15 protein-coding genes are annotated in these 19,172 nt (G+C 62.9%); 3 read left to right on the plus strand and 12 right to left on the minus strand.

Annotation, left to right across the window (positions count from 1 at the left end; translation table 11 throughout):
• Positions 1-17 precede the first annotated feature (17 nt).
• From ACXJKO_RS00140 to aceA, 11 genes are all read right to left on the minus strand, one after another.
• Entirely contained in the window at positions 18-2,162 is a 2,145-nt protein-coding gene (locus ACXJKO_RS00140; RefSeq protein WP_457089042.1) for a sensor histidine kinase, read from the minus strand.
• Position 2,163: 1 nt separating this feature from the next.
• On the minus strand, positions 2,164-3,210 hold the full coding sequence (locus ACXJKO_RS00145; RefSeq protein ID WP_457089043.1) for a sensor histidine kinase: 1,047 nt from the start codon (positions 3,208-3,210) through the stop codon (positions 2,164-2,166).
• Entirely contained in the window at positions 3,210-3,665 is a 456-nt protein-coding gene (locus tag ACXJKO_RS00150; RefSeq protein ID WP_457089044.1) for a response regulator, read from the minus strand. Before ACXJKO_RS00150 ends, ACXJKO_RS00145 begins: the two co-directional genes overlap by 1 nt.
• Positions 3,666-5,903, minus strand: coding sequence for an ATP-binding protein (locus tag ACXJKO_RS00155; RefSeq protein ID WP_457089045.1), 2,238 nt, complete (start codon positions 5,901-5,903; stop codon positions 3,666-3,668).
• Positions 5,900-6,466, minus strand: a complete 567-nt coding sequence (locus tag ACXJKO_RS00160) for a biliverdin-producing heme oxygenase (protein ID WP_457089046.1) — start codon at positions 6,464-6,466, stop codon at positions 5,900-5,902. Before ACXJKO_RS00160 ends, ACXJKO_RS00155 begins: the two co-directional genes overlap by 4 nt.
• The gene (locus ACXJKO_RS00165; RefSeq protein WP_457089047.1) at positions 6,463-7,215 is read right to left on the minus strand and encodes an ABC transporter permease; all 753 of its coding nucleotides are present in this window, start codon (positions 7,213-7,215) and stop codon (positions 6,463-6,465) included. The genes ACXJKO_RS00160 and ACXJKO_RS00165 overlap by 4 nt, the downstream gene beginning before the upstream one ends.
• Entirely contained in the window at positions 7,212-8,150 is a 939-nt protein-coding gene (locus ACXJKO_RS00170; RefSeq protein WP_457089048.1) for an ABC transporter ATP-binding protein, read from the minus strand. Before ACXJKO_RS00170 ends, ACXJKO_RS00165 begins: the two co-directional genes overlap by 4 nt.
• Entirely contained in the window at positions 8,147-9,340 is a 1,194-nt protein-coding gene (locus ACXJKO_RS00175) for an ABC transporter permease (RefSeq protein WP_457089049.1), read from the minus strand. The genes ACXJKO_RS00170 and ACXJKO_RS00175 overlap by 4 nt, the downstream gene beginning before the upstream one ends.
• A gap of 68 nt (positions 9,341-9,408) precedes the next feature.
• Positions 9,409-10,323, minus strand: a complete 915-nt coding sequence (osmF, locus tag ACXJKO_RS00180) for a glycine betaine ABC transporter substrate-binding protein OsmF (RefSeq protein WP_457089050.1) — start codon at positions 10,321-10,323, stop codon at positions 9,409-9,411.
• A 184-nt stretch (positions 10,324-10,507) separates the two neighbouring features.
• A complete protein-coding gene (locus tag ACXJKO_RS00185) occupies positions 10,508-10,717 on the minus strand; it encodes a DUF4170 domain-containing protein (RefSeq protein ID WP_457089051.1) in 210 nt (69 codons plus the stop codon).
• A 39-nt stretch (positions 10,718-10,756) separates the two neighbouring features.
• Positions 10,757-12,076 carry an isocitrate lyase gene (aceA, locus tag ACXJKO_RS00190; protein ID WP_457089052.1) on the minus strand — a complete coding sequence of 440 codons (1,320 nt, stop codon included), beginning with the start codon at positions 12,074-12,076 and terminating at the stop codon, positions 10,757-10,759.
• A gap of 189 nt (positions 12,077-12,265) precedes the next feature.
• Here aceA and ACXJKO_RS00195 point away from each other — a divergent pair, with 189 nt between their 5' ends.
• Positions 12,266-13,699, plus strand: coding sequence for a helix-turn-helix domain-containing protein (locus ACXJKO_RS00195; RefSeq protein WP_457089053.1), 1,434 nt, complete (start codon positions 12,266-12,268; stop codon positions 13,697-13,699).
• Here ACXJKO_RS00195 and ACXJKO_RS00200 read toward each other — a convergent pair.
• Positions 13,696-14,448, minus strand: a complete 753-nt coding sequence (locus tag ACXJKO_RS00200; protein WP_457089054.1) for a glutamine amidotransferase — start codon at positions 14,446-14,448, stop codon at positions 13,696-13,698. The genes ACXJKO_RS00195 and ACXJKO_RS00200 overlap by 4 nt on opposite strands.
• A 511-nt stretch (positions 14,449-14,959) precedes the next feature.
• Here ACXJKO_RS00200 and ACXJKO_RS00205 point away from each other — a divergent pair.
• Positions 14,960-15,337, plus strand: a complete 378-nt coding sequence (locus ACXJKO_RS00205; protein WP_457089187.1) for a response regulator — start codon at positions 14,960-14,962, stop codon at positions 15,335-15,337.
• Positions 15,338-15,492: 155 nt separating this feature from the next.
• Entirely contained in the window at positions 15,493-19,131 is a 3,639-nt protein-coding gene (locus ACXJKO_RS00210; protein ID WP_457089055.1) for a FecR domain-containing protein, read from the plus strand.
• Positions 19,132-19,172 lie beyond the last annotated feature (41 nt).

A 19,172-nucleotide genomic window follows, 5' to 3' on the forward strand; every position in this document is an offset into this window, starting at 1 on the left:
TGGCGGGAGCCGGATTGTCAGGAGGCGTAGCGATCCTCGTCGGGCTCCATCTCTTCCTGCGGCACCAGAACGCTCTGGACCGGGAAGGTGATGACGCAGCGGATGCCGTCGGGTTTGAAATCCAGCTTGATCTCTCCGCCGAGCTGCTGCGCGAGGCCGCGCTGGATTAGCTTGGTGCCGAAGCCCTGGCGGGAGGGCGGGGCAACGCGCGGCCCGCCGCTCTCCACCCATTCCACGATCAGAACGGGGGGATTGAGGGTGGGCGTCACGGCCCACATGACATTGACCTTGCCCTCCGGCACTGAAAGGCTGCCGTATTTCGTGGCATTGGTGGCCAGCTCATGGACCGCGAGCCCGAGCGCCAGCACCGCACTCGGCTGAAGATTGACCTTTGGGCCGCGCAGGCGGATGCGTTGATGCATGCCGTCCTGATAGGGCTCCAGCTCATTGTTGAGCACATCTGTCAGCAGCGCGCCCTGCCATTGGGACGCGGTGAGAAGATCATGCGTCTTCGCAAGGCCCTGGATGCGCCCCATCAAGGCGTCCCATGCCGCCGGATCGCCCTGCTGCGCGGAGCGGCGCGTCATGGAAGCGACGGATTGCACCGTCGCCAGCGTATTCTTCACCCGGTGATCGAGCTCGTGCAGCAGGATGGCCTGGCGATCCTCGGCGAGTTTGCGCTCCGTGATGTCCTGCGAGACGCCCACCATGGACAGGCGCTCGTCCAGCCCCATGCGCATGCGGCCGCTGATGCGAATCCAATGCTCGCTCCCGTCGGGCCAGATAGCGCGGTATTCCACATGCAGATCGGAGCGCGCCGACAACGCTTTCGCGATAGCCTGGGCCCGATGCGCTCGATCCTCCGGATGAATCGAGGCGACGAGATCCGCATAGGAGAACGGCTCGTTGGGCTCGCGCCCGAAATTGGCCCGGCATGCGGGCGAAGTGACGAAGGTCCCAGTCGAGGGCGTGTATTCCCACGATCCAAGATTGCCCGCATCGAGCGCCAGCTTCAGGCGGGCCTCACTCTCGGCGATCCGGGCCAAGGCCTCGTTACGTTCCTGCTCCTGATCGCGCAGGTCGATGGCGGCATCGGCGATAGCGTTCTGGATCGTGTCGAATTCCAGCACATGGGTTGTGGCCGGCTCTACACCTTCCCCCTGCGCGAGAGCCTGAGCCGCCGCCACGAGCTGATCGACCGGGTGGGCGATGCGCCGTGAGAGGATCGCTACCAACACAAACCCCGCGACGATGCAGCCGGCCATGACAAGTAGCCAGAACAGGGAGCGCCGCAGAGACTCGGTCAGTTCAGTATCCGGAACGCTGAGGGTGAAGGCCCAGCCATAGGTCGCCGAGCGGCTGAAATAAGAGCGCACGGGCACGCCGTCCAGCGTCACGCTCTGCACATTGCCCTCGGGAGACATCGCAATCGCCTCGCGCAGGGCCGAGCGCGCCAGCTGTCCGACGAACTGATCCGGCGCGCGCAGGCGGGCAATGATGCGGCCGCCCCTGTCGAGGATAGCGCCGTTCCAGCCGTCGTTGATCCTCTGCTCCGTGATCAACTGCTGAAACACCTCGAAGCCGATGGCGGCCGAGAGCACATAGGCAACCCTGTCTTCGATGATGACGGGCACATCGAGAAGCACGAGGGGCCTGCCCGAGAACTGCCCGGTCTGAAGATCGGAGAGCTGGGGTTTGCGCGTCTCCACCAAACGTTTGATGACATCCGGCCTGCTGTTATCAGGAAGCTTCACGCCGTAGGGCAAGCGGGTATTGAAGATCACATGCCCATTCGGCTCCGTCAGCGCGATCCAGGATGGTTTCGCCAGGCCTACCTGCCAGACCTGCTCGTAGAACGCCGCAAAGTCTCCCTGACGAAGGCTTTGCGAGAGAGCAAGAATGCGCAGGGCCGTTTCGCTCTTCTCGATTTCCCGGTCCAGCAATGAGGTCAGGGCACGCACGGTTTCCTGCAGCCGCTGATCGGTCGCATCCTGCTCGGCCCGGTAGCTCGCATAAAAGCCCATGGCCGCAATCAGAATGGCAGGCAGAGTAAGGGCGAAGACGAGACCTAAGAGAACCTGCCGCAGCGACGTTCGCGAGCCGACGGGAAAGCTCCGCTCTGTCTGGTCTGTATCCGGATGCCCGTCGAACCTGTCCGCCATGTCAGCCGATTTCTCGGACCGGCATGGTGATGCGCACCAGCGTTTCCGGTTTGTCGAGCGGCCATTCCACATGGGCCTCAAGCTGGCGCGCAAGGCCTTTGAGCACCGTTCCTGATGAACTCTCCTCCGCCGCATTCTTTTCCGCCGGCGTAAAGGCGTCATCGGAGATCTGGAACAGCAGATTTCCGTCGCGCACCCTCATGGTGAGCTTCAGTTTGCCATGCCGCTCCATATAGGCTTGAGTGAGCGCGTTGACGACAATCTCGTTGAACAGAAGCGCCATCGGCGCGGCCTTCGCCGCTTCCACTTCCACGTCGTCGATCTCGAATTCGGGCGTGATCTGAACGCCCGTCAAAGTATCGGTCAGCTCTTCGCACAGCTCCCGGGCGAAGCGGCCCGCGTCGAAACGCGCAGACCCCTTGCCATCGTAGAGATCACGATGGGCGGCGCCGAGAGCCTGGATGCGCTGCTTCATGCGCCCGAGAACGCCGCGCACCTCCATGCCTTCCGCATGACGCATCTCGATGGCGATGAGGGATTGCAGAAGCTGCAGGTTATTCTTGACTCGGTGATCGAGCTCATGGAGGAGCGCGGTCCGCTCATCCAGCATCTGGCGAAGGGCCTCCTGCGCCTGGCGTCTCTCTGCGCGCTCATGCGCCTCGGCCAATGCGCGCAGGATCGTTCCGGGCAAGCGTTCGATCTTGTCCTTCAGCACGTAATCCGTCGCGCCGCGCTTGAGCGTCTCGACGGCGATCTCCTCACCGAGGGCGCCGGAGACGAAGACGAAGGGAAGGCTCGGGCGCAGCTGCCGCACGAGGTCGAGCGCCTTCAAGCCGTCGAACCCCGGCAGCAGATAATCGGCCAGCACGAGATCCCAGGTTTCGTTCTCGACAGCCGACCGGAATTCTTCTTCGAGAACGACACGATGCACGGATGCATTGAAGGCAGCGGACAGGATCTCCGTCACGAGCTCCGCATCAAGCGCCGAATCCTCCAGAAGGAGAATGCGCAAGGTGCGGCTGGACTGAAGGTCTGCCCGCTGTTGCATCAAAGATCCTGTCGTGCGTTTCGCGGCGGCGGCTCATTGAGAATGGCCCAGAACACGCCGAGGTCCTGGATCGCGTCGAAGAATTCGCGGAAGCCCACGGGCTTCACCACGAAGGCATTCACCCCGAGCTCGTAGCTGCGGACGAGATCGCTTTCCTCACGCGAGGAGGTGAGCATGACGACGGGCGTATGTCGTAGACCCGGATCGGCCTTCACCTGCTCCAATACTTGAAGGCCGTCGATCTTCGGCAGCTTGAGATCGAGCAGAACCACGGCCGGGTCGGCGGTGTTCCGGCTCTCGTGCGCTCCGCGACGATAGAGGAAATCGAGAGCCTCCTCGCCGTCGCGCACGATGACGACTTCGTTGGCAAGCTGACTCTGCTCCAGGGCGGCCAGCGTCAGTTCAAGATCCTTCGGGTTGTCCTCAACCAGCAGGATCGGCTTCAGTTCCGGCATTCACGCCGCTCCTTCCATATTGGGGAGAGCGATATAGAACGTCGCTCCCTTGCCAAGCTCGGCCTCGGCCCAGCTGCGGCCCCCATGTCGTTCAACGATGCGGCGCACATTCGCCAGCCCAATCCCGGTTCCTTCGAATTCCTCGATCCGGTGAAGGCGCTGGAAAACGCCGAAGAGCTTTTCGATATACTTCATATCGAAGCCGACGCCATTATCCCTCACGAAAAAGATGATTTCTCCATCCTCACGGCAGGAGCCGATTTCGATGCGGGCTGGATCGCGGGGGCGAGTGTATTTGACCGCATTGTCGAGGAGATTGTCAAAAACCAGCCGGATCAGCACCGGGTCGGCGATGATCGAGGGCAGATCGTCGATAATCCACTCGATCCGGCGGCTTCCCCCCTCCGTCGCCAGTTTTTGGTGGATTTCATCGACGATCCCGCCGACATCGACCCGCCGGGGACGCAAGGCCGTGCGGCCCATTTGCGAAAAGCGCAGCAGATTATCGACCAGGGTCCCTGCCGTATAAGCGGATTCGATGATCGTCTCGACATAGCGCTTACCGCGCTCGGACAGATCCGCCGATTCCTTTTTCAAAAGTTCGGAAAAGCCGACAATGTGGCGGAACGGGGCGCGCAGGTCGTGTGAGACCGAATAGGAGAAGGCCTCGAGTTCCTTGTTGGTCCGCTTGAGCTCATCGGCAAGCGCCGCAAGCTCCTCAGCCCGGCGCAGGACGATGCCGACGATGGCGTTGCGCAGATCCTTCACCGCCTCGACCTCGCTCTGGTCCCAGGCGATGGAACGCTCGCGCACGGTCTCCTTCCAGGTGTCGAAGGAGGCGCGGGGATGAAGCCTGAGCGTTCCTGCCTCTTCCTTGACGGGCTTTTGCGGGTTGCCGCTCCACTTCACGGTCTGAACCTGCTCGAGACGGAACCAGAGAATATAGCTGGAATACATCTTCGAGATGGAAATCGAGAGAAGTCCGCTCGCCTTGTCCGTATAGGCCTTTGCCGGTGCGAAATGCGCGGCGAGATTGTCGGTGGTGAAGACGTCTTCCTGATGATTGTTCGACAGCCACTCGAAGAGCGCCTTGACCTCTTCGTCGCCCGGCGTGATGCCTCGGCACCAGCAATGATTGTCCGTAATGATCGCGACCCCCTGCGCGCCGGCAAGAAGCATGAGATCGTCCGGGTGATTCATGAGCCCATCGACGAAATAGCTTTCTGCCGCCATGTAGCTGAGAAGCCGCGCCTGAATGGCCCTGAGACGCACCCGGTTATCGGCAAGCGCCGTATGTTGGCGCGCCTCCATCTGGAGCGAAAAGATCTGGGTGAGGAAATCGCAGGCATTGCGCACCGGCAATGAGACCCGCTTCGGCTCCTTGTTGTGGCACGAGATCAGGCCCCAAAGCCGCCCCTCGCGCAGGATCGAGATCGACATGGAGGCCATGGTCCCCATGTTGCGCATGTATTCCAGATGCACGGGCGACACGCTGCGCAGGACCGAGTCGCTCAGGTCGAGCGGCGCGGGATCATGCGACTGGATGGGAACCGGCGTGTAATTGGCGTCGGGAATGATTCGCAGGCGATTGCGGCGGTAGAGCTCTCGCGCCTGGGCCGGGATGTCGGATGCCGGAAAACGCAGGTCTAGATAGGACGGCAGGGCCTCGTTGCGGTCCTCGGCGATGACGGTGCCGTTCCATTGCTCGTCGAAGCGATAGATAAGAACGCGGTCGAAGCCGGTCATGCGGCGAATGTCTTCGGCCGCCAGACGGCAGAGAAGATCTATCGAGGAGACCAACTGCAGCTGCTCCACGAAGCGGCGTAGGGTCGGGTAGAGCGCATCGATGCTGGAGACCGTGTTGAACGGCGTCTCCTCCAATTCGAGGACCGCGTAGTTTCCGGAACGGGATACCACCGCATCGAAATGCGTATCGCCTTTGGGCGTGTTAAGCCGAATCGAACGGATGGAGCGAGCGCCTTCACCGGATGAAGGCTCGGCCACATCCGCCTCTATCAGCGCCACCAGATCCGGCAGCACCTCATGTAAGGGGCGATTGAGCAGGGACGGGGCATCTAAGCCCAGCACCAATGCCATATTGGCGCTGGCATGGGCGATCTTCATATCCGCGCGATCGACCGCGATCAAAACTCCGTGAGGCTGAATGCTCCCGGGAATATGAATCGGCTCACGCTCGCATGCAGTCAGATCGAGTTCCTGAGGAACCTGGATGTTCATGAGGCCTCGCATAACCAGTCATGCATGACGGTGAAGGTGTGTTGTGCCGTCTCGACGATCAGATCGTCGGCCTCGGGCGACGAGGCTTCCAGCAGAACAGCACCGAACGACTTCCACATGACACCGATCTCACGTCCATAACTCCGAAAATAGGCGCAGCCGGTCTCGGCGTTCATTCCGAGACGCTGTTCCACCTCGCGCGAGATGATGGCACCGCCCAGCGTTGAGCCTTCGATCACGTACATGCTGCCCAGCACGGCCTGCGATGAAGGCAGCGGCATGAGGGAACGACATTGCGGCAGGCTTATGATCTCATCCTGGGGCATCCCCAGGGCCTGAAGATCCTGGACCAGAAGATGTGTCTTGCAGCGGCGCTCGAAGAAAACCCGGTTGTCCGCAACCGGCGCGGCGGCCTGCTCCCAGGCATGATGGAACCCATAGAAACGGCTGAGCAGCTTCTTGTAGGATTCGCGCGTTTCGATCCTGCGCTCAAGGTCGATGGCTTGTTCGATTCGGTCGTGGGCAGGGCGTGTTTCGATCTTGAGACGCTCGAGCAGTGTCATGAAACCTCGTCTTGGGAACGGCCCAGCTTCCTGGCGGCGAACCGCTCCACAAGACCTAACCCGTCGTGGATCAGAACCGCAAGCAGTGCAACCACCAAGCCGCCCTGAAGAACGAAGGCAATGTTGTTCGATTGAAGGCCTGCGATGATCACCTCGCCGAGCCCCTTCGCGGCCACCGTAGAACCGATCGTGGCCGTGCCGAGACTGATGATGACCGAGAGGCGAATGCCGGCCAGGATGACCGGCAATGCCAGTGGCAGTTCCACCTGAAATAAACGCTGGCGCGGGTTCATGCCCATGCCCCGGGCGGCCTCCAACGTCTGCGGCGAAACCTGGGTGAGGCCGGTGAGCGTGTTCTCGAAGATCGGCAGGAGACCGTAGAGAAACAGCGCAATGAAAGTGGGCTTCTCGCCGAACCCTACGAGCGGCACCGCGATGGCGAGAACCGCAATCGGCGGAAAGGTCTGACCGATATGCACGAGGCTGCGCGAGAGAGGCAGGAATTCGGCGCCGGCGGGACGCGTGACGAAGATGCCGAGCGTCAGCGCAAGAACGATGCTCGCCAGCGTCGCCAGGAAGACGGTGCGCAGATGCGACAGCGTTAGCGCCAGAAGGCTGCCCTGGTTGTAAATCGCCGGTGCGTTGTTGGTGGTTAGCGGCTCGAAGGCAAAGGAAAAGAGCTGTGGCCTCGTGATGAACGTCACCAGCAGGGCAAGGGCCGCCACGCGAATGAGCCATCGCAGGTTCATGCAAAACGGCGTCCGTGTTCGAGGATGCCGGCAACACTCACCCGGCCGACGACAGCGCCCGACGCATCGGCCACGGGCAGGGCTTCGCGGCCCGACCACATGAGCTGCGAAAGCGCATCGTGCAGCGTATCGGATAAGATGATCGGCTCGCCCTCCGCGCTTCCCGGCTCGAGAGCATCCTGAACCTTCGTAAGCGCGAGTAGGCGGAAAGGCCTCTCCGCCGTCCCCACCAACTGTTCGACGAAATGATCCGCGGGGCGCATCAATAATTCCGCAGGCGTCGCGTGCTGCAAAAGCCGTGCGCCGTCCATGACGGCGATGTGATCGCCCAGATGGAAAGCCTCGTTCATGTCATGGGTGACGAGAAGGATGGTGGTTTTCAAGCGCCGCTGGATCGCGAGCAGTTCATCCTGCGCCTTGGCGCGGATCACCGCGTCGAGCGCGCCGAACGGTTCGTCCATGAGAAGCAGCGCGGGACGTGCGGCCAGTGCTCGTGCGACGCCCACGCGCTGCTGCTCGCCGCCCGACAACTCATGCGGAAACTTGGCGGAGAATTCCGCCGGATCGAGCTGGAAGAGGTCGAGCAGCTCCTCGACCCGCGCGGCGATGCGCTTCTTCTCCCAGCCGAGCAAGCGCGGCACGGTGGCGATGTTGGCCGCGACATTGCGATGGGGAAAAAGACCATAGCCCTGGATCACATAGCCGATGCGGTGGCGCAACTGGTCTTCGGGAATCGAGCGCGTGTCCTCGCCGTCGATGAGCACACGGCCCTCGCTCGGCTCCACGAGACGATTGATCATGCGAAGCAAGGTGGACTTGCCCGCGCCCGACGTGCCGACAACGGCTGTGACGGTGGCCTCCTCCACTTGCAAGGATACGTCGTCGACGACGGTGGTTTCGCCGTAGCGCTTGGTGAGATGCTCGATCTCGATCATGCGAGCGCTCCCTTGGCGCCATCGACCGCCGCATCGAGGATGATGGAGGCGGCAAACGACAGGGCGACCGTCGGCAATGCGCCGAGCAGCACCAGATCAATCGCCGTCTGGCCGATGCCCTGGAACACGAAGGTGCCGAAGCCCCCTCCCCCGATGAGCGCCGCCACCGTGGCGAGGCCGAGATTCTGCACGAGCACGATGCGAATGCCCGCAAGGACCACCGGAAGGGCGAGCGGCAACTCGACACCGAACAGGCGCTGGCGTGGGTTCATGCCCATGCCGCGCGCCGCATCGACCACGGACGGCGAAACCTGGTGCAGGCCCGCCACCGTGTTGGCGACGATGGGAAGAAGCGCATAGAGAAAAAGCGCGATGAAGGCGGGCGCCGCGCCGATGCCGTGAATACCGAGGGCGGCTGCCAGCGGCACGCTTGCGGCAATCGCCCCGAGCGGCGCCATGAGGATGCCGAAGAGCGCGATGCTCGGAATGGTCTGCACGATGCTTAAGGTCTGCAAGACCGCTGTTCTCAATGCCCGAAAACGGTGGCTCGCGATGCCCAGCGGAATGCCGATGAGGCAGGCTGCGATCATCGATCCGAAGGCCAGAAAAAGATGCTGCCTTCCCTCGCGCCAGAAGCTGTCGGCCCGTGTCGTGTATTCCTTCAGGATCGAGAGATTGTCCCACGCGCCCGACCACAACAGGAACGCGAGGCCCGCCGCGCCGAACAGAAGCGCCACGACCCTTCCCATGGGGCTCAAGCTCAGGCGCGCCAGGGCATCGATCAGAAGCAGCGTGAAGGCAAGCGTGAGAAACCAGAAGCCGAGCGATGGCGAAACGCGCGCGAAGCTGTTGTCGGGAGGCGTCAGATAGTCCGCCGACATGCCAATGCCGATGCAGATCGCGCTCAATCCGGCCACGGCGCAGACAAGCCTCACCAAAGGTGCGCGCATGGTCACGGCAGCGATGGCGATAGCAAGCGACAGGGCCATGACGATGAGCGCCCATGAGCCCGGCAGCGCCTCGATCAGCATGCGCGTCTGGCCGGAGTCGATGCGGGTGGCGCGATAGGTCGCAAACGGCGAGGCGAACAGGGCGATGCCAATGAGGATCGCCATAAGGCTCCCCAACGGATCAAGGACGGATGCGGCGCGCGGGGGCATCGGGCCAATCGCATCCGCCCGGGACAGCATTGAACTCACAACAGGCCTTGTTCTTTCTTCCGTGTTCCGAAGGTCCGGCTCGCGGGAAGATCCCTGTCTTACTTCAGGAACCCTTTGGACTTCAGGTAATCGGTCGCGACCGCCTTTGCCGGCTCACCGCCCACCTGGACGCGGGCATTGAGCTTCTGAAGCGTCGTCAGGTCGAGCGAGGCGAAGATGGGCTTCAGGATCTCGGCGATCTTGGGGTTTTCCTTCAGCACCGTCTCGCGGATGATGGGCGCGGGCGCATAGACGGGCTGCACGTTCTTGTCGTCCTCCAGCACCACGAGGCCGGACGGCGCGATGCCGCCATCGGTGCCGTAGACCATGGCGGCGTTGGCGCCGTTCGTCTGCTGGGCCGCCGCCTTGATGGTGGCCGCCGTATCGCCGCCCGACAGAACGATGAGCTGCTCGGGCTTCATCTGGAAGCCATAGGCCTTCTGGAAGGCCGGCAGGGCTGCTTCCGAGTTCACGAACTCGGCGGAGGCCGCCAGCGTGACCTTGCCGCCGCCCGACACCCATTTGCCGAAATCGGACAGGGTCTTGAGCTTATTCGCGTCCGTCACTTCTTTGCGCAGCGCGATGGCCCAGGTGTTGTTGGCGGGTGACGGATCGAGCCAGACGATCTTGTTGGCGTCGTAGTCGAGCTGCTTGGCAGCCTGGAAACCCTTGGCTGCATCCTTCCAGAGCGGATCGTCCGCCTTGTTGAAGAAGAAGCCCGCATTGCCGGTATATTCGGGGTAGATGTCGATCTCGCCCGCCGTGATGGCCTTGCGCATGATCGGCCCCGCGCCAAGCGAGATGCGATCCTGCGTCTTGATGCCGTTGGTGTTGAGCGCCAGCAGGATCATGTTACCTAGAACCGACCCTTCCGTGTCGATCTTCGACGAGACCACCACGTCGGCCCTGGCCGAAGTCAGGGCCGCCAGACCAAGAGCCAGAGCGGCGGCGAATGTTTTCAGAACAGGCTTCATGGTTGTCCCCTCATCAAGAACAGAATAGTGCGACCTTCTTTTTAGGTCACGCTAGGCATTTAGGCAGAGGGGGTGGCCAATAAGAATCGCTCTCGACACATCAGAACCATGGGCAAAACGGGCTCACCCGCCGTCAGCCCTGCAGTGACGGCGGGTGAGGGATCCGCAGACCCGAAGGCGCTTGTTAAGTGCTGAGGGTCGAGGGCGGCTCCTGAGCGATGGTGAAGCGGACCTGAGCCTGGGGTCGGTGATCCTCCGACAGGTTGCGCCAGGTGCGCTCGGCCTCATGGCGGCTCTCGAAGGGTCCCACGACCCGCTCGGTGCCCTGAACGATGGTGTCGCAATCGCAGGAGGTGTACTCGCCGCCGACAACCCAGAAACGTGATGAAGTCATTGTCTCTCTCCGTTGGTGCAAAGGTTTGAGGTAGAAGCCTTATTCAGCTGCCTGAAGCTTGGTCGAGGTGTGGAACTGCGCGGTCTCGGTGGATTCCGCCATGGCGGTCGTGGACGACTTGCCGCCGGTGATGACCACGGACACCTGATCGAAATAGCCGGTGCCGACCTCGCGTTGATGGCGGGTGGCGGTGTAGCCGTCGGCCTCCGCCGCGAATTCGCGGGCCTGAAGCTCGGAATAGGCGCCCATGCCGCGATCGCGGTAGCCGCTCGCCAGATCGAACATGCCGTAATTGAGCTGGTGGAAGCCGGCGAGCGTCACGAACTGGAACTTGTAGCCCATGGCGCCGAGCTCGCGCTGGAACTTGGCGATGGTCGCGTCGTCCAGCTTCTTTTTCCAGTTGAAGGACGGCGAGCAGTTATAGGCCAGCAGCTTACCCGGATGATGCTTATGGATCGCCTCCGCGAACTTGCGCGCATCGTCGAGATCCGGATGCGAGGTTTCCCACCACAGGAGGTCGGCGAGTTCCGCATAGGCCAAGCCGCGCGAGATGCAGTGGTCGAGGCCCGTGCCGTCCTTTAGGCGATAGAAGCCTTCAGGCGTGCGGCTGTCCGGCTCGATGAAGGGGCGGTCGCGCTCATCCACATCGGAGGTGATGAGTTTAGCCGATTCAGCATCCGTACGGGCCATGATGAGGGTCGAGGTGCCCATGACGTCGGCGGCAAGCCGCGCGGCGATCAGGTTGCGCTCATGGGCCGAGGTCGGGATCAGCACCTTGCCGCCGAGATGGCCGCACTTCTTTTCCGAGGCGAGCTGGTCCTCGAAATGCACGCCAGCGGCGCCAGCCTCGATATAGGCCTTCATGATCTCGAAGGTATTGAGCGGGCCGCCGAAGCCGGCTTCGGCATCGGCGACGATGGGCAGGAACCAATCGCGCTGCGCGCCGCCTTCCGCATGCTCGATCTGGTCGGCGCGCTGGAAGGTGCGATTGATGCGGCGGCAAAGTTCCGGGCCGGAATTGGCCGGATACAGCGACTGGTCGGGATACATGGCGCCGGCGACATTGGAATCCGCCGCCACCTGCCAGCCGGAAAGATAGATGGCTTCAAGTCCGGCGCGGGCCATCTGCATGGCCTGGTTGCCGGTCATGGCGCCGAGCGAATGCACATGGGGACGCTCCTGCAGCAACTGCCACAGCTTCTGCGCGCCGCGCTCGGCGAGCGTGTGCGAAATCGGGAAGGAACCGCGCAGGCGCTGCACATCCTCGGCCGAATAGGGGCGACGGATTCCGTCGAAGCGGCCCTCGGGAGCGGCCGGGATCAAATCGTCGAGTGAGGCCGGTGACTTCTGTGCGGTCATAGACTTATCCTTCAGTTTACATCCGTTGACAAACTACCTCCTGGGACCGCACACTTTGTGCATCGGTGAGGCGTCTAAAAGATATAATCCGCGAAGAAGCCTTTGTTTCAACGCCTGATTTGTGAAGAAAAGTGGCCTTGTAAATGTATGACACGACATCGTCAGTAAACCTGTCAAAAGATTTACAAAATGGATGAAAGCAGGAAGCTCTTCGTCGGCCCCCGCCTCAAGCGCCTGCGGCGTGACCTGAATCTCAGTCAGGCCCGCATGGCGGAGGAACTCGGTCTGTCTCCGAGCTATCTCAACCTGATGGAGCGCAACCAGCGCCCGATCACGGCGCAGGTACTGATCCGCCTCGCCCATGCCTATTCGCTGGACCCGCGCGAATTCGCCAACGACGACAACGAGCGCACGGTGTCGGAGCTGGAGGAGATCTTCGCCGACCCGCTGTTCCGCTCTTCGCCCGTCTCCCGCATCGAGTTGCGCGAAACCATCGAGGCCGCGCCCTCGCTGGTCGATGCCGTGAACCGACTCTATCGCGCCTATCAGGCCATGCGCGGCGCGCGAGAGGCTGTGACGCCGAACATGAACGACAGGGACCGGGCGGAGGACGCGCCGCAGGTCAACCCGGTGGATCGGGTGCGCGAACTCATCCACGAAGCCAAGAACTATTTTCCCGAGCTGGACGAGGCCGCCGAAACCCTCGCCTCGGATCTCGCTCTCACAGGCCACGAGCTCTTCTTTTCCATCGCGGAGCGGCTGCACGCGAAGCACGGCATCCGCGTGCGCGTCATGCCTATCGACGTGATGCCGGATTCCTTGCGCCGTTACGACCACCACCGCCGCCAGTTGCTCATCTCGGAGATCGTCGATCCGTCGGGCCGCACCTTCCAGGCCGCCTACCAGCTCGCCTTCGCCGAGATGCGCGACACCATCGATGCACTGGCTGCACGGCTCGAGCCCGTGGATGGCCCGGCACGGCGTCTGCTGCGGGTCTCCTTCGGCAATTACTTCGCCGGCGCGATGATGATGCCCTATGGCAAGTTTCACGCCGCCGCCGAGGCGCTCGGCTACGATGTGGAGGTGCTCGGCGCGCGCTTCGGCGCGAGCTTCGAGCAGGTGGCCCATCGCCTGACCACGCTGGCAAGGCCGGGCGCGCGCGGCATTCCCTTCTTCCTCGTGCGAGTGGATGCGGCGGGCAATGTCTCGAAGCGCTTTTCGTCGGGCCGCTTCCCGTTCTCGCAATTCGGCGGTACCTGTCCGTTATGGAACCTGCATTCCACCTTCCGCAGCCCCGGACAGGTGATAACGCAGATCATCGAACTGCCGGATTCATCGCGCTGGTTCTCCATGGCCCGCACGGTCAAACGCGCCTTCAGCCCCTGGGGCGGGCCTGATCCGCAATTCGTGGTGGGCCTCGGCTGCGAGTTGAAATACGCGCACCGGCTCGTCTATGCGCGGGGACACGATCTCGCGGCGGCGGAGGCCATGCCCATCGGCATCAATTGCCGCCTGTGCGAGCGCATCGCCTGCCCGCAGCGCGCGGCGCCGCCGCTCATGCATGCGCTGATCGTGGACGAGATGAAACGCGGTGTGTCGCCCTTCGAGTTCGACGCGACTTAGCGCACGGCAGCGCGCTCGCTGCGCGCCGACGCCGGCTCGTCCAGCCAGTGATCGAGAAAGCGGCCGATCCATTGCGAGACATGCGGGTCGTATTGAAAGCGCCCCGCGAGCTGGCGGATGCGGTCCTGCGCGCCCGGCATGGCGAGGCGTTCCTCCGCATGAACGGTCCAGCGGCATATCATGGCGTGGGTGACTTCCGGGTGGAATTGCAGGCCGAAGGCCGATTCACCCACCTGGATCGCCTGGGTGGGAAAGTCGTCGCCCGTCGCCAGCGTCTCTGCGCCCGAGGGGCAGTCGAACCCTTCCCGATGCCAGTGATAGACGTAATTCGGCCAGGGCACGCCCCACACGTCGCTCAGGCGCTGTCCCGCCTCGGTGGGCACAAGGGGGTAATAGCCGATCTCGGCGCGTCCCTCCGGGTGAGGCCAGACTTTTGCGCCCATGTGCAGGGCCATCATCTGCGCTCCGAGGCAAAGCCCTAAGAACGGCTTGTTCTCCTTCAGGGGCACGCCGATCCAGTCAATCTCCGTCTTGATGAAATCGTCCGGATCGTTGGCGCTCATGGGGCCACCGAAGATGACGGCTCCCGCATGTTCGGCCATCGTCTCCGGCAAGGGGTCTCCGTAACGCGGGCGGCGGATATCGAGCCGGTGGCCGCGCTCGGCCAGCAGGCGTCCGACGCGGCCGGGAGTCGAATGCTCCTGATGCAGGATAATGAGGATCGGCGCCTTGGGGGCTCGCTTACGCACGGTTGCACCGCAAACTGGATCTGTCAGCCATGGCCGGATTATCGGGGAGAAGATGCGGGCTTCGCAAGAGCCTGGTGCATGGCGGGCTAAGGCCCAAAGTCCCCCACCCTCACTCGCCCCATGGGAACAAGGTTGGAACCGGCCAATCACGAAGCGCGCGACGACTAACCTATGTTAGAGGAACTCTTGCGCCCAGGGTGCATAGTGAATGTAAGGCGAAGAGTCGCAAGTGGACTCCCGAAGGCTTGGAAGGCAACTCCCGTTTTTTGAATAAACTCAGGCGCTTCGGGATCTATGCAACTGTCTTCTCCCGCACTAAGATCATACTCGAAATAAGAAGCGGGGAGGCCTAGGGGGCACGCTTGGCTTTTGCACGTTCGTGCAGGGATGCTAAAACCCTCTGATTCTCAATGCTTACCTTCGTAGCGTTCGGGGAATGTATCCGGTGCGGCGGGTGCAAATTTCGCAACACCATGCGTGAAAAGAAAGAGAAACCGTGACTGAAAACGTGATGAGCGACGGAGACCTCAACGGCCTGCGGATCCTTGTCGTGGAAGATGAAGCGGCAATCTCTCTGCTGCTTGAAGACATGCTTCTCGATTTCGGCTGTGAGGTCATTGGACCGGCTGCCCGGCTTTCGGCTGCCCTCGACGCGGTTGCCCGGGAACAGGTGGATTTAGCCATTCTCGACGTGAACGTGGCCGGCGAACCGATCTACCCGGTGGCCGAGGCCCTGGCCCAGCGCTCGATCCCCTTCGTGTTCTCGACGGGTTACGGCAGCGCGGGTATCCGGGACACCTTCCGCGACCGTCCGGTTCTGCAAAAGCCCTTCGCCCAGCACGACCTGAAGCAGAAACTGATCCTCGCCCGCAAGAAAAGCATCGCCTGAACAGCCTAAAAGTGCCGATTTCGGGCGGAATCTTCCCTTAGGTGAGGGAAATGTGCTCTAGAGCACAGAACGTTGTCCTGAATCGGCTTTGATCCTGCAACAATCCTGCTAAGCTTCCGGCTTATCAGTTAAGTTCCAGTATCATTCGACTGTTCATGGCTGCACGTTCTCTCCATTTTCTCGCGGCGGCCAGCACTCTTGTGCTGTGCCTCACCACCGCCCATGCCCAGAGCCCCCTTCCGCGCCAGACACCCGTGGCGGGATCGATTGTGGCTGCCAAGGGCGGCGAGGAGATGCGCTTCTTCCGTGAGGAATTGTGGCGTGCGGCCCAGATCCGGCAGGATGTGATCGGTGGCGACGTGCTGCGCACCAATGCCATCGGCAACCTCGCGATCCTGTTCGCCGACCAGACGCAGATCCGCGTCGGGCGTAACTCGACGCTCACCGTGAACGCAGTCGCCAGCGCCAATACAGACACCACCCAGCTCAATCTCGAAGCGGGCAATATCTGGGCCCGCGCCTCCCGTGGCGGCTCGGGCGTCGATGTGAAGACGCCTGCCGCCGTGGCGGCCATTCGCGGTACGGATTGGTCCCTCTCGGTCGAGGGCGGGCGTACATCGCTCGTAGTGCTCGAAGGCATCGTGGAACTCAGCAATGCGCAAGGCTCGGTCACCGTCCGCCAGGGCGAAGGCGCGGTGGCGGCCATCGGTCAGGCGCCGACGAAATTCATTCTCACCAATTCCAACGACCGTGAGCAGATGCTCTTCTATATGAGCCTGCGGGATACCTTCTCCTCGCTCTCCACCTCGCCCCTCACCGGTCCGGTGGCGCGGGCGGAACGCAGCCGCGTGGCCGCGACCCCACCGGAAGCGCGCAGCGCGGACGATTGGCTCGTCCTTGCCGAGACGGCCATGAGCTACGATGGCAGGCCCGTCGCCGCCGAGGCCCTCGCCCAGGCGCGATCGATGCGCCTCACCGCGTCGCAACGCGCCCGCGCCGATCTGGTGGAAGCCTCCCTGCTTGGCTCGCAGCATAAATGGTCGGAAGCGGCCGCCCTTTTCGCCAGGGCGGAACGGGGGCTCGATCCGCAGCGGCGCGTGATCGCCTCCTACGGTCGCTACATCACCCAATCGCTCGCCCATCCGACACGGGTTTATCCCGAACCGAAGAGCGGCCTCAACGATCCCATCGCGGTCTTGGCCCATGCCTATGTGACCGCCTTCCGGCAGGACCTGAAGGCGGCTGCCGATATCCTCCAGGCTGCGGAAAAGCGTTTCCCGAACGATTCGCGCATCGCCGTGATGTCGGCGCAGGTATCCTACGTCCTCAACCGGCGCGAGGAGATGCGCGCCTCCATCGCCCGCGCCAAAGCCATCGACGCACTCGACCCGGATGTGATCGCCGCCGACAGCAACATTCGCGGCGATATCGACGGCGAGGTCAATGCGGCGGTCGAGGCCCTGCGCCAGGCGGCACAGGCCGCGCCGGGCAACTCCAACATCTGGAACAGCCTCGGCCTCTTCGAATCCGACCTGGATCGTCCGCTCGCCGCCGAAGATGCCCTGCGCCGCGCCATTGCGGCCGATCCGGGAAGCCCGGTTTCCTACGCCAATCTCGCCATCGTGCTGCTTGACCAGAACCGCGTCGAGGAGGCAGGCGTTCTGATCGATCAGGCGCTCGCCCTCGATCCGGCCTTCAGCGTCGCCTATATCGCGCGTGGCCGCTACCTGCTGCAGAAGGGCGAGATGGAAAAGGCCATCGAGGCCATCCTCGCGGGCTCCGCCGCCAACCCGGCCCTCTCGCAGGGCCTGCTTCTGGCGGCGATTGCCTATTACCAGAACGGCGAGGAGGAACTGGCGGAGCAGGCTCTCGACAACGCAGACCGGCTCGATCCCAACGATCCGGTGGTATCGAGCGCCCGCACGGCGATCGCCATCGATCAGTATCAGGCCGATCAGGCGATCCTTGCCGCCCGTGAAACCCTGCGCCGGTACCGCCAGCGCGGCGGCGACTTCGCCGGGCTCGCGGTCAACAAGGATGGCGGCTCCTATCCGGCGCAGGCCTATCGATTCCTCAATCTCAACGAGTGGTCCCGTTTCTACGGCGATAGGGTCTTCGATCCCTTCACTGCTTCGAGCTATTTCGACCAATCGGCGGTGCAGCGCCCGAACCTCGTGACGGGCAGGCCCGACATCGCCAACGTGGAGACCGGCGTCGGCGCCGATCTGACAGCGCTCAACCTCACGATCCAGGGCCTGTTCTTCGATCCGCTCGCCGTCTCGGGCCGCATCGGCCGCATCGACCTGATCCGCCGTCCCTTCCTCGACGTGGAAGTGGGCGGCTCGCTCATCCACAACAATGGTCGCCTGGGCTGGGGCGCGGAGGCCACGGTGCAGGGCTATACGAACGAGCCTCTCCCGACCTCCGTCTCGCTCACCGCGAGCCGCACGAAGTCCAATGGACGCGACATCATCGACCGCGAGAACGTCGATAACGCCTCCTTCTTCATCGGCTCCTCGCCCACGGCTGCCGACCGCTTCCTGGTCTTCGGCGCGGCCGCCAGGCAGGATCCGGCGCTGGCGCCCATCAACACCGCGACGACTTTCCTTGACGCGCGGGAAAACTCCACCGCCTTCCTCGGCGGCGCGGGCTGGAGCCACAGCTTCAGCAACAGAAACGTCCTGACCGGCGCGGTCTTCGGCCTCAGCGGCCTAGAGCGCAGCTACGTCAATGCGGCGAGCGGGGATCTTCCCGGCTTCGTCATTGGCCGGACCGTCTGGGAGAGAACGCGCACGGAAGGCGCGTCCGCCGCGCTCTCGCACATGATCGGCTTCGGCGACCTGACCCTGCATTACGGCATCGAGGCGCAAAGCGGACGCAGTGTCGCCCGCAGCACCGGCACCGGCTTCGTCTATAACATCGCGCAGGACAGGTTCCAGTTCACCGATCTCGACGAGCGCACCAGCACGGATTTCGACGCTACCCGCCTTTATGCGGATCTGTTCTGGCGTCCGACCGACTGGTTCGAGGCACAGGCCGGCATCGAGCGCAGCGAGGTCAATCTCGAAAACCTGCCCGGCGACGAGGCGGTTTCCCCGCGCGCCGGCATCGCGGTCGCGCCCTTCGAGGGACAGTGGCTGCGCGCCGCCTATCGCCAGGATGTGCTGACCCCCATCGCCTTTACGCTCTCGCCCGTGACGACAGTAGGCCTTGTGCCCAATGTCCTGCCGCTCTCGCTCGGCGGTGAGGTGGGCACTATGGCCCTGCGCTGGGATTCGGAATGGTCGCCTTATGTGTTCACGGCCCTGGAATATCAGCGCCAGGATGCGGAGAACCTCAATCTTCCGATTGCCTACAGCATCGATGACATCGCCATCGGAAAGGCGCGCATCGAGCGCATTGCGGCCACCGCCAATCTCTGGCTCACGCACGGTTTCGGCATGTTCGGCACCGTGGGCAGAATTTCGTCCGACGTGCGCTCTGAGGAAGCGCGCGGCGCGGACGTGCCGTTCATCGCCGGCAACTTCGCACGTGCAGGCGTTACGTTCGTTCACCCGAGCCGCCTCAAGGTCACTGTCGCCACGAACTTCGTCGGCGACATCAAAGGCAATCTCGCGGGCCGCGAAACCGACGATTACTGGACGACGGATGCGGCCATGACCTGGGAAACGCCCGACCGCAGGCTGGTTTTCGGCCTGAGCGTGCTCAACATGTTCGACGAGGATTTCGAGCTTGCTCCGGACACGCGCGGCCCGGGGCGCACATTCGAGGCGAGCCTGAAGGCGCGATTCTAGGGTGGAGACCCGACAGACCACGAAATCTGCATCGACGTCCC

It is taken from the genome of Microvirga sp. P5_D2 (assembly GCF_054049475.1).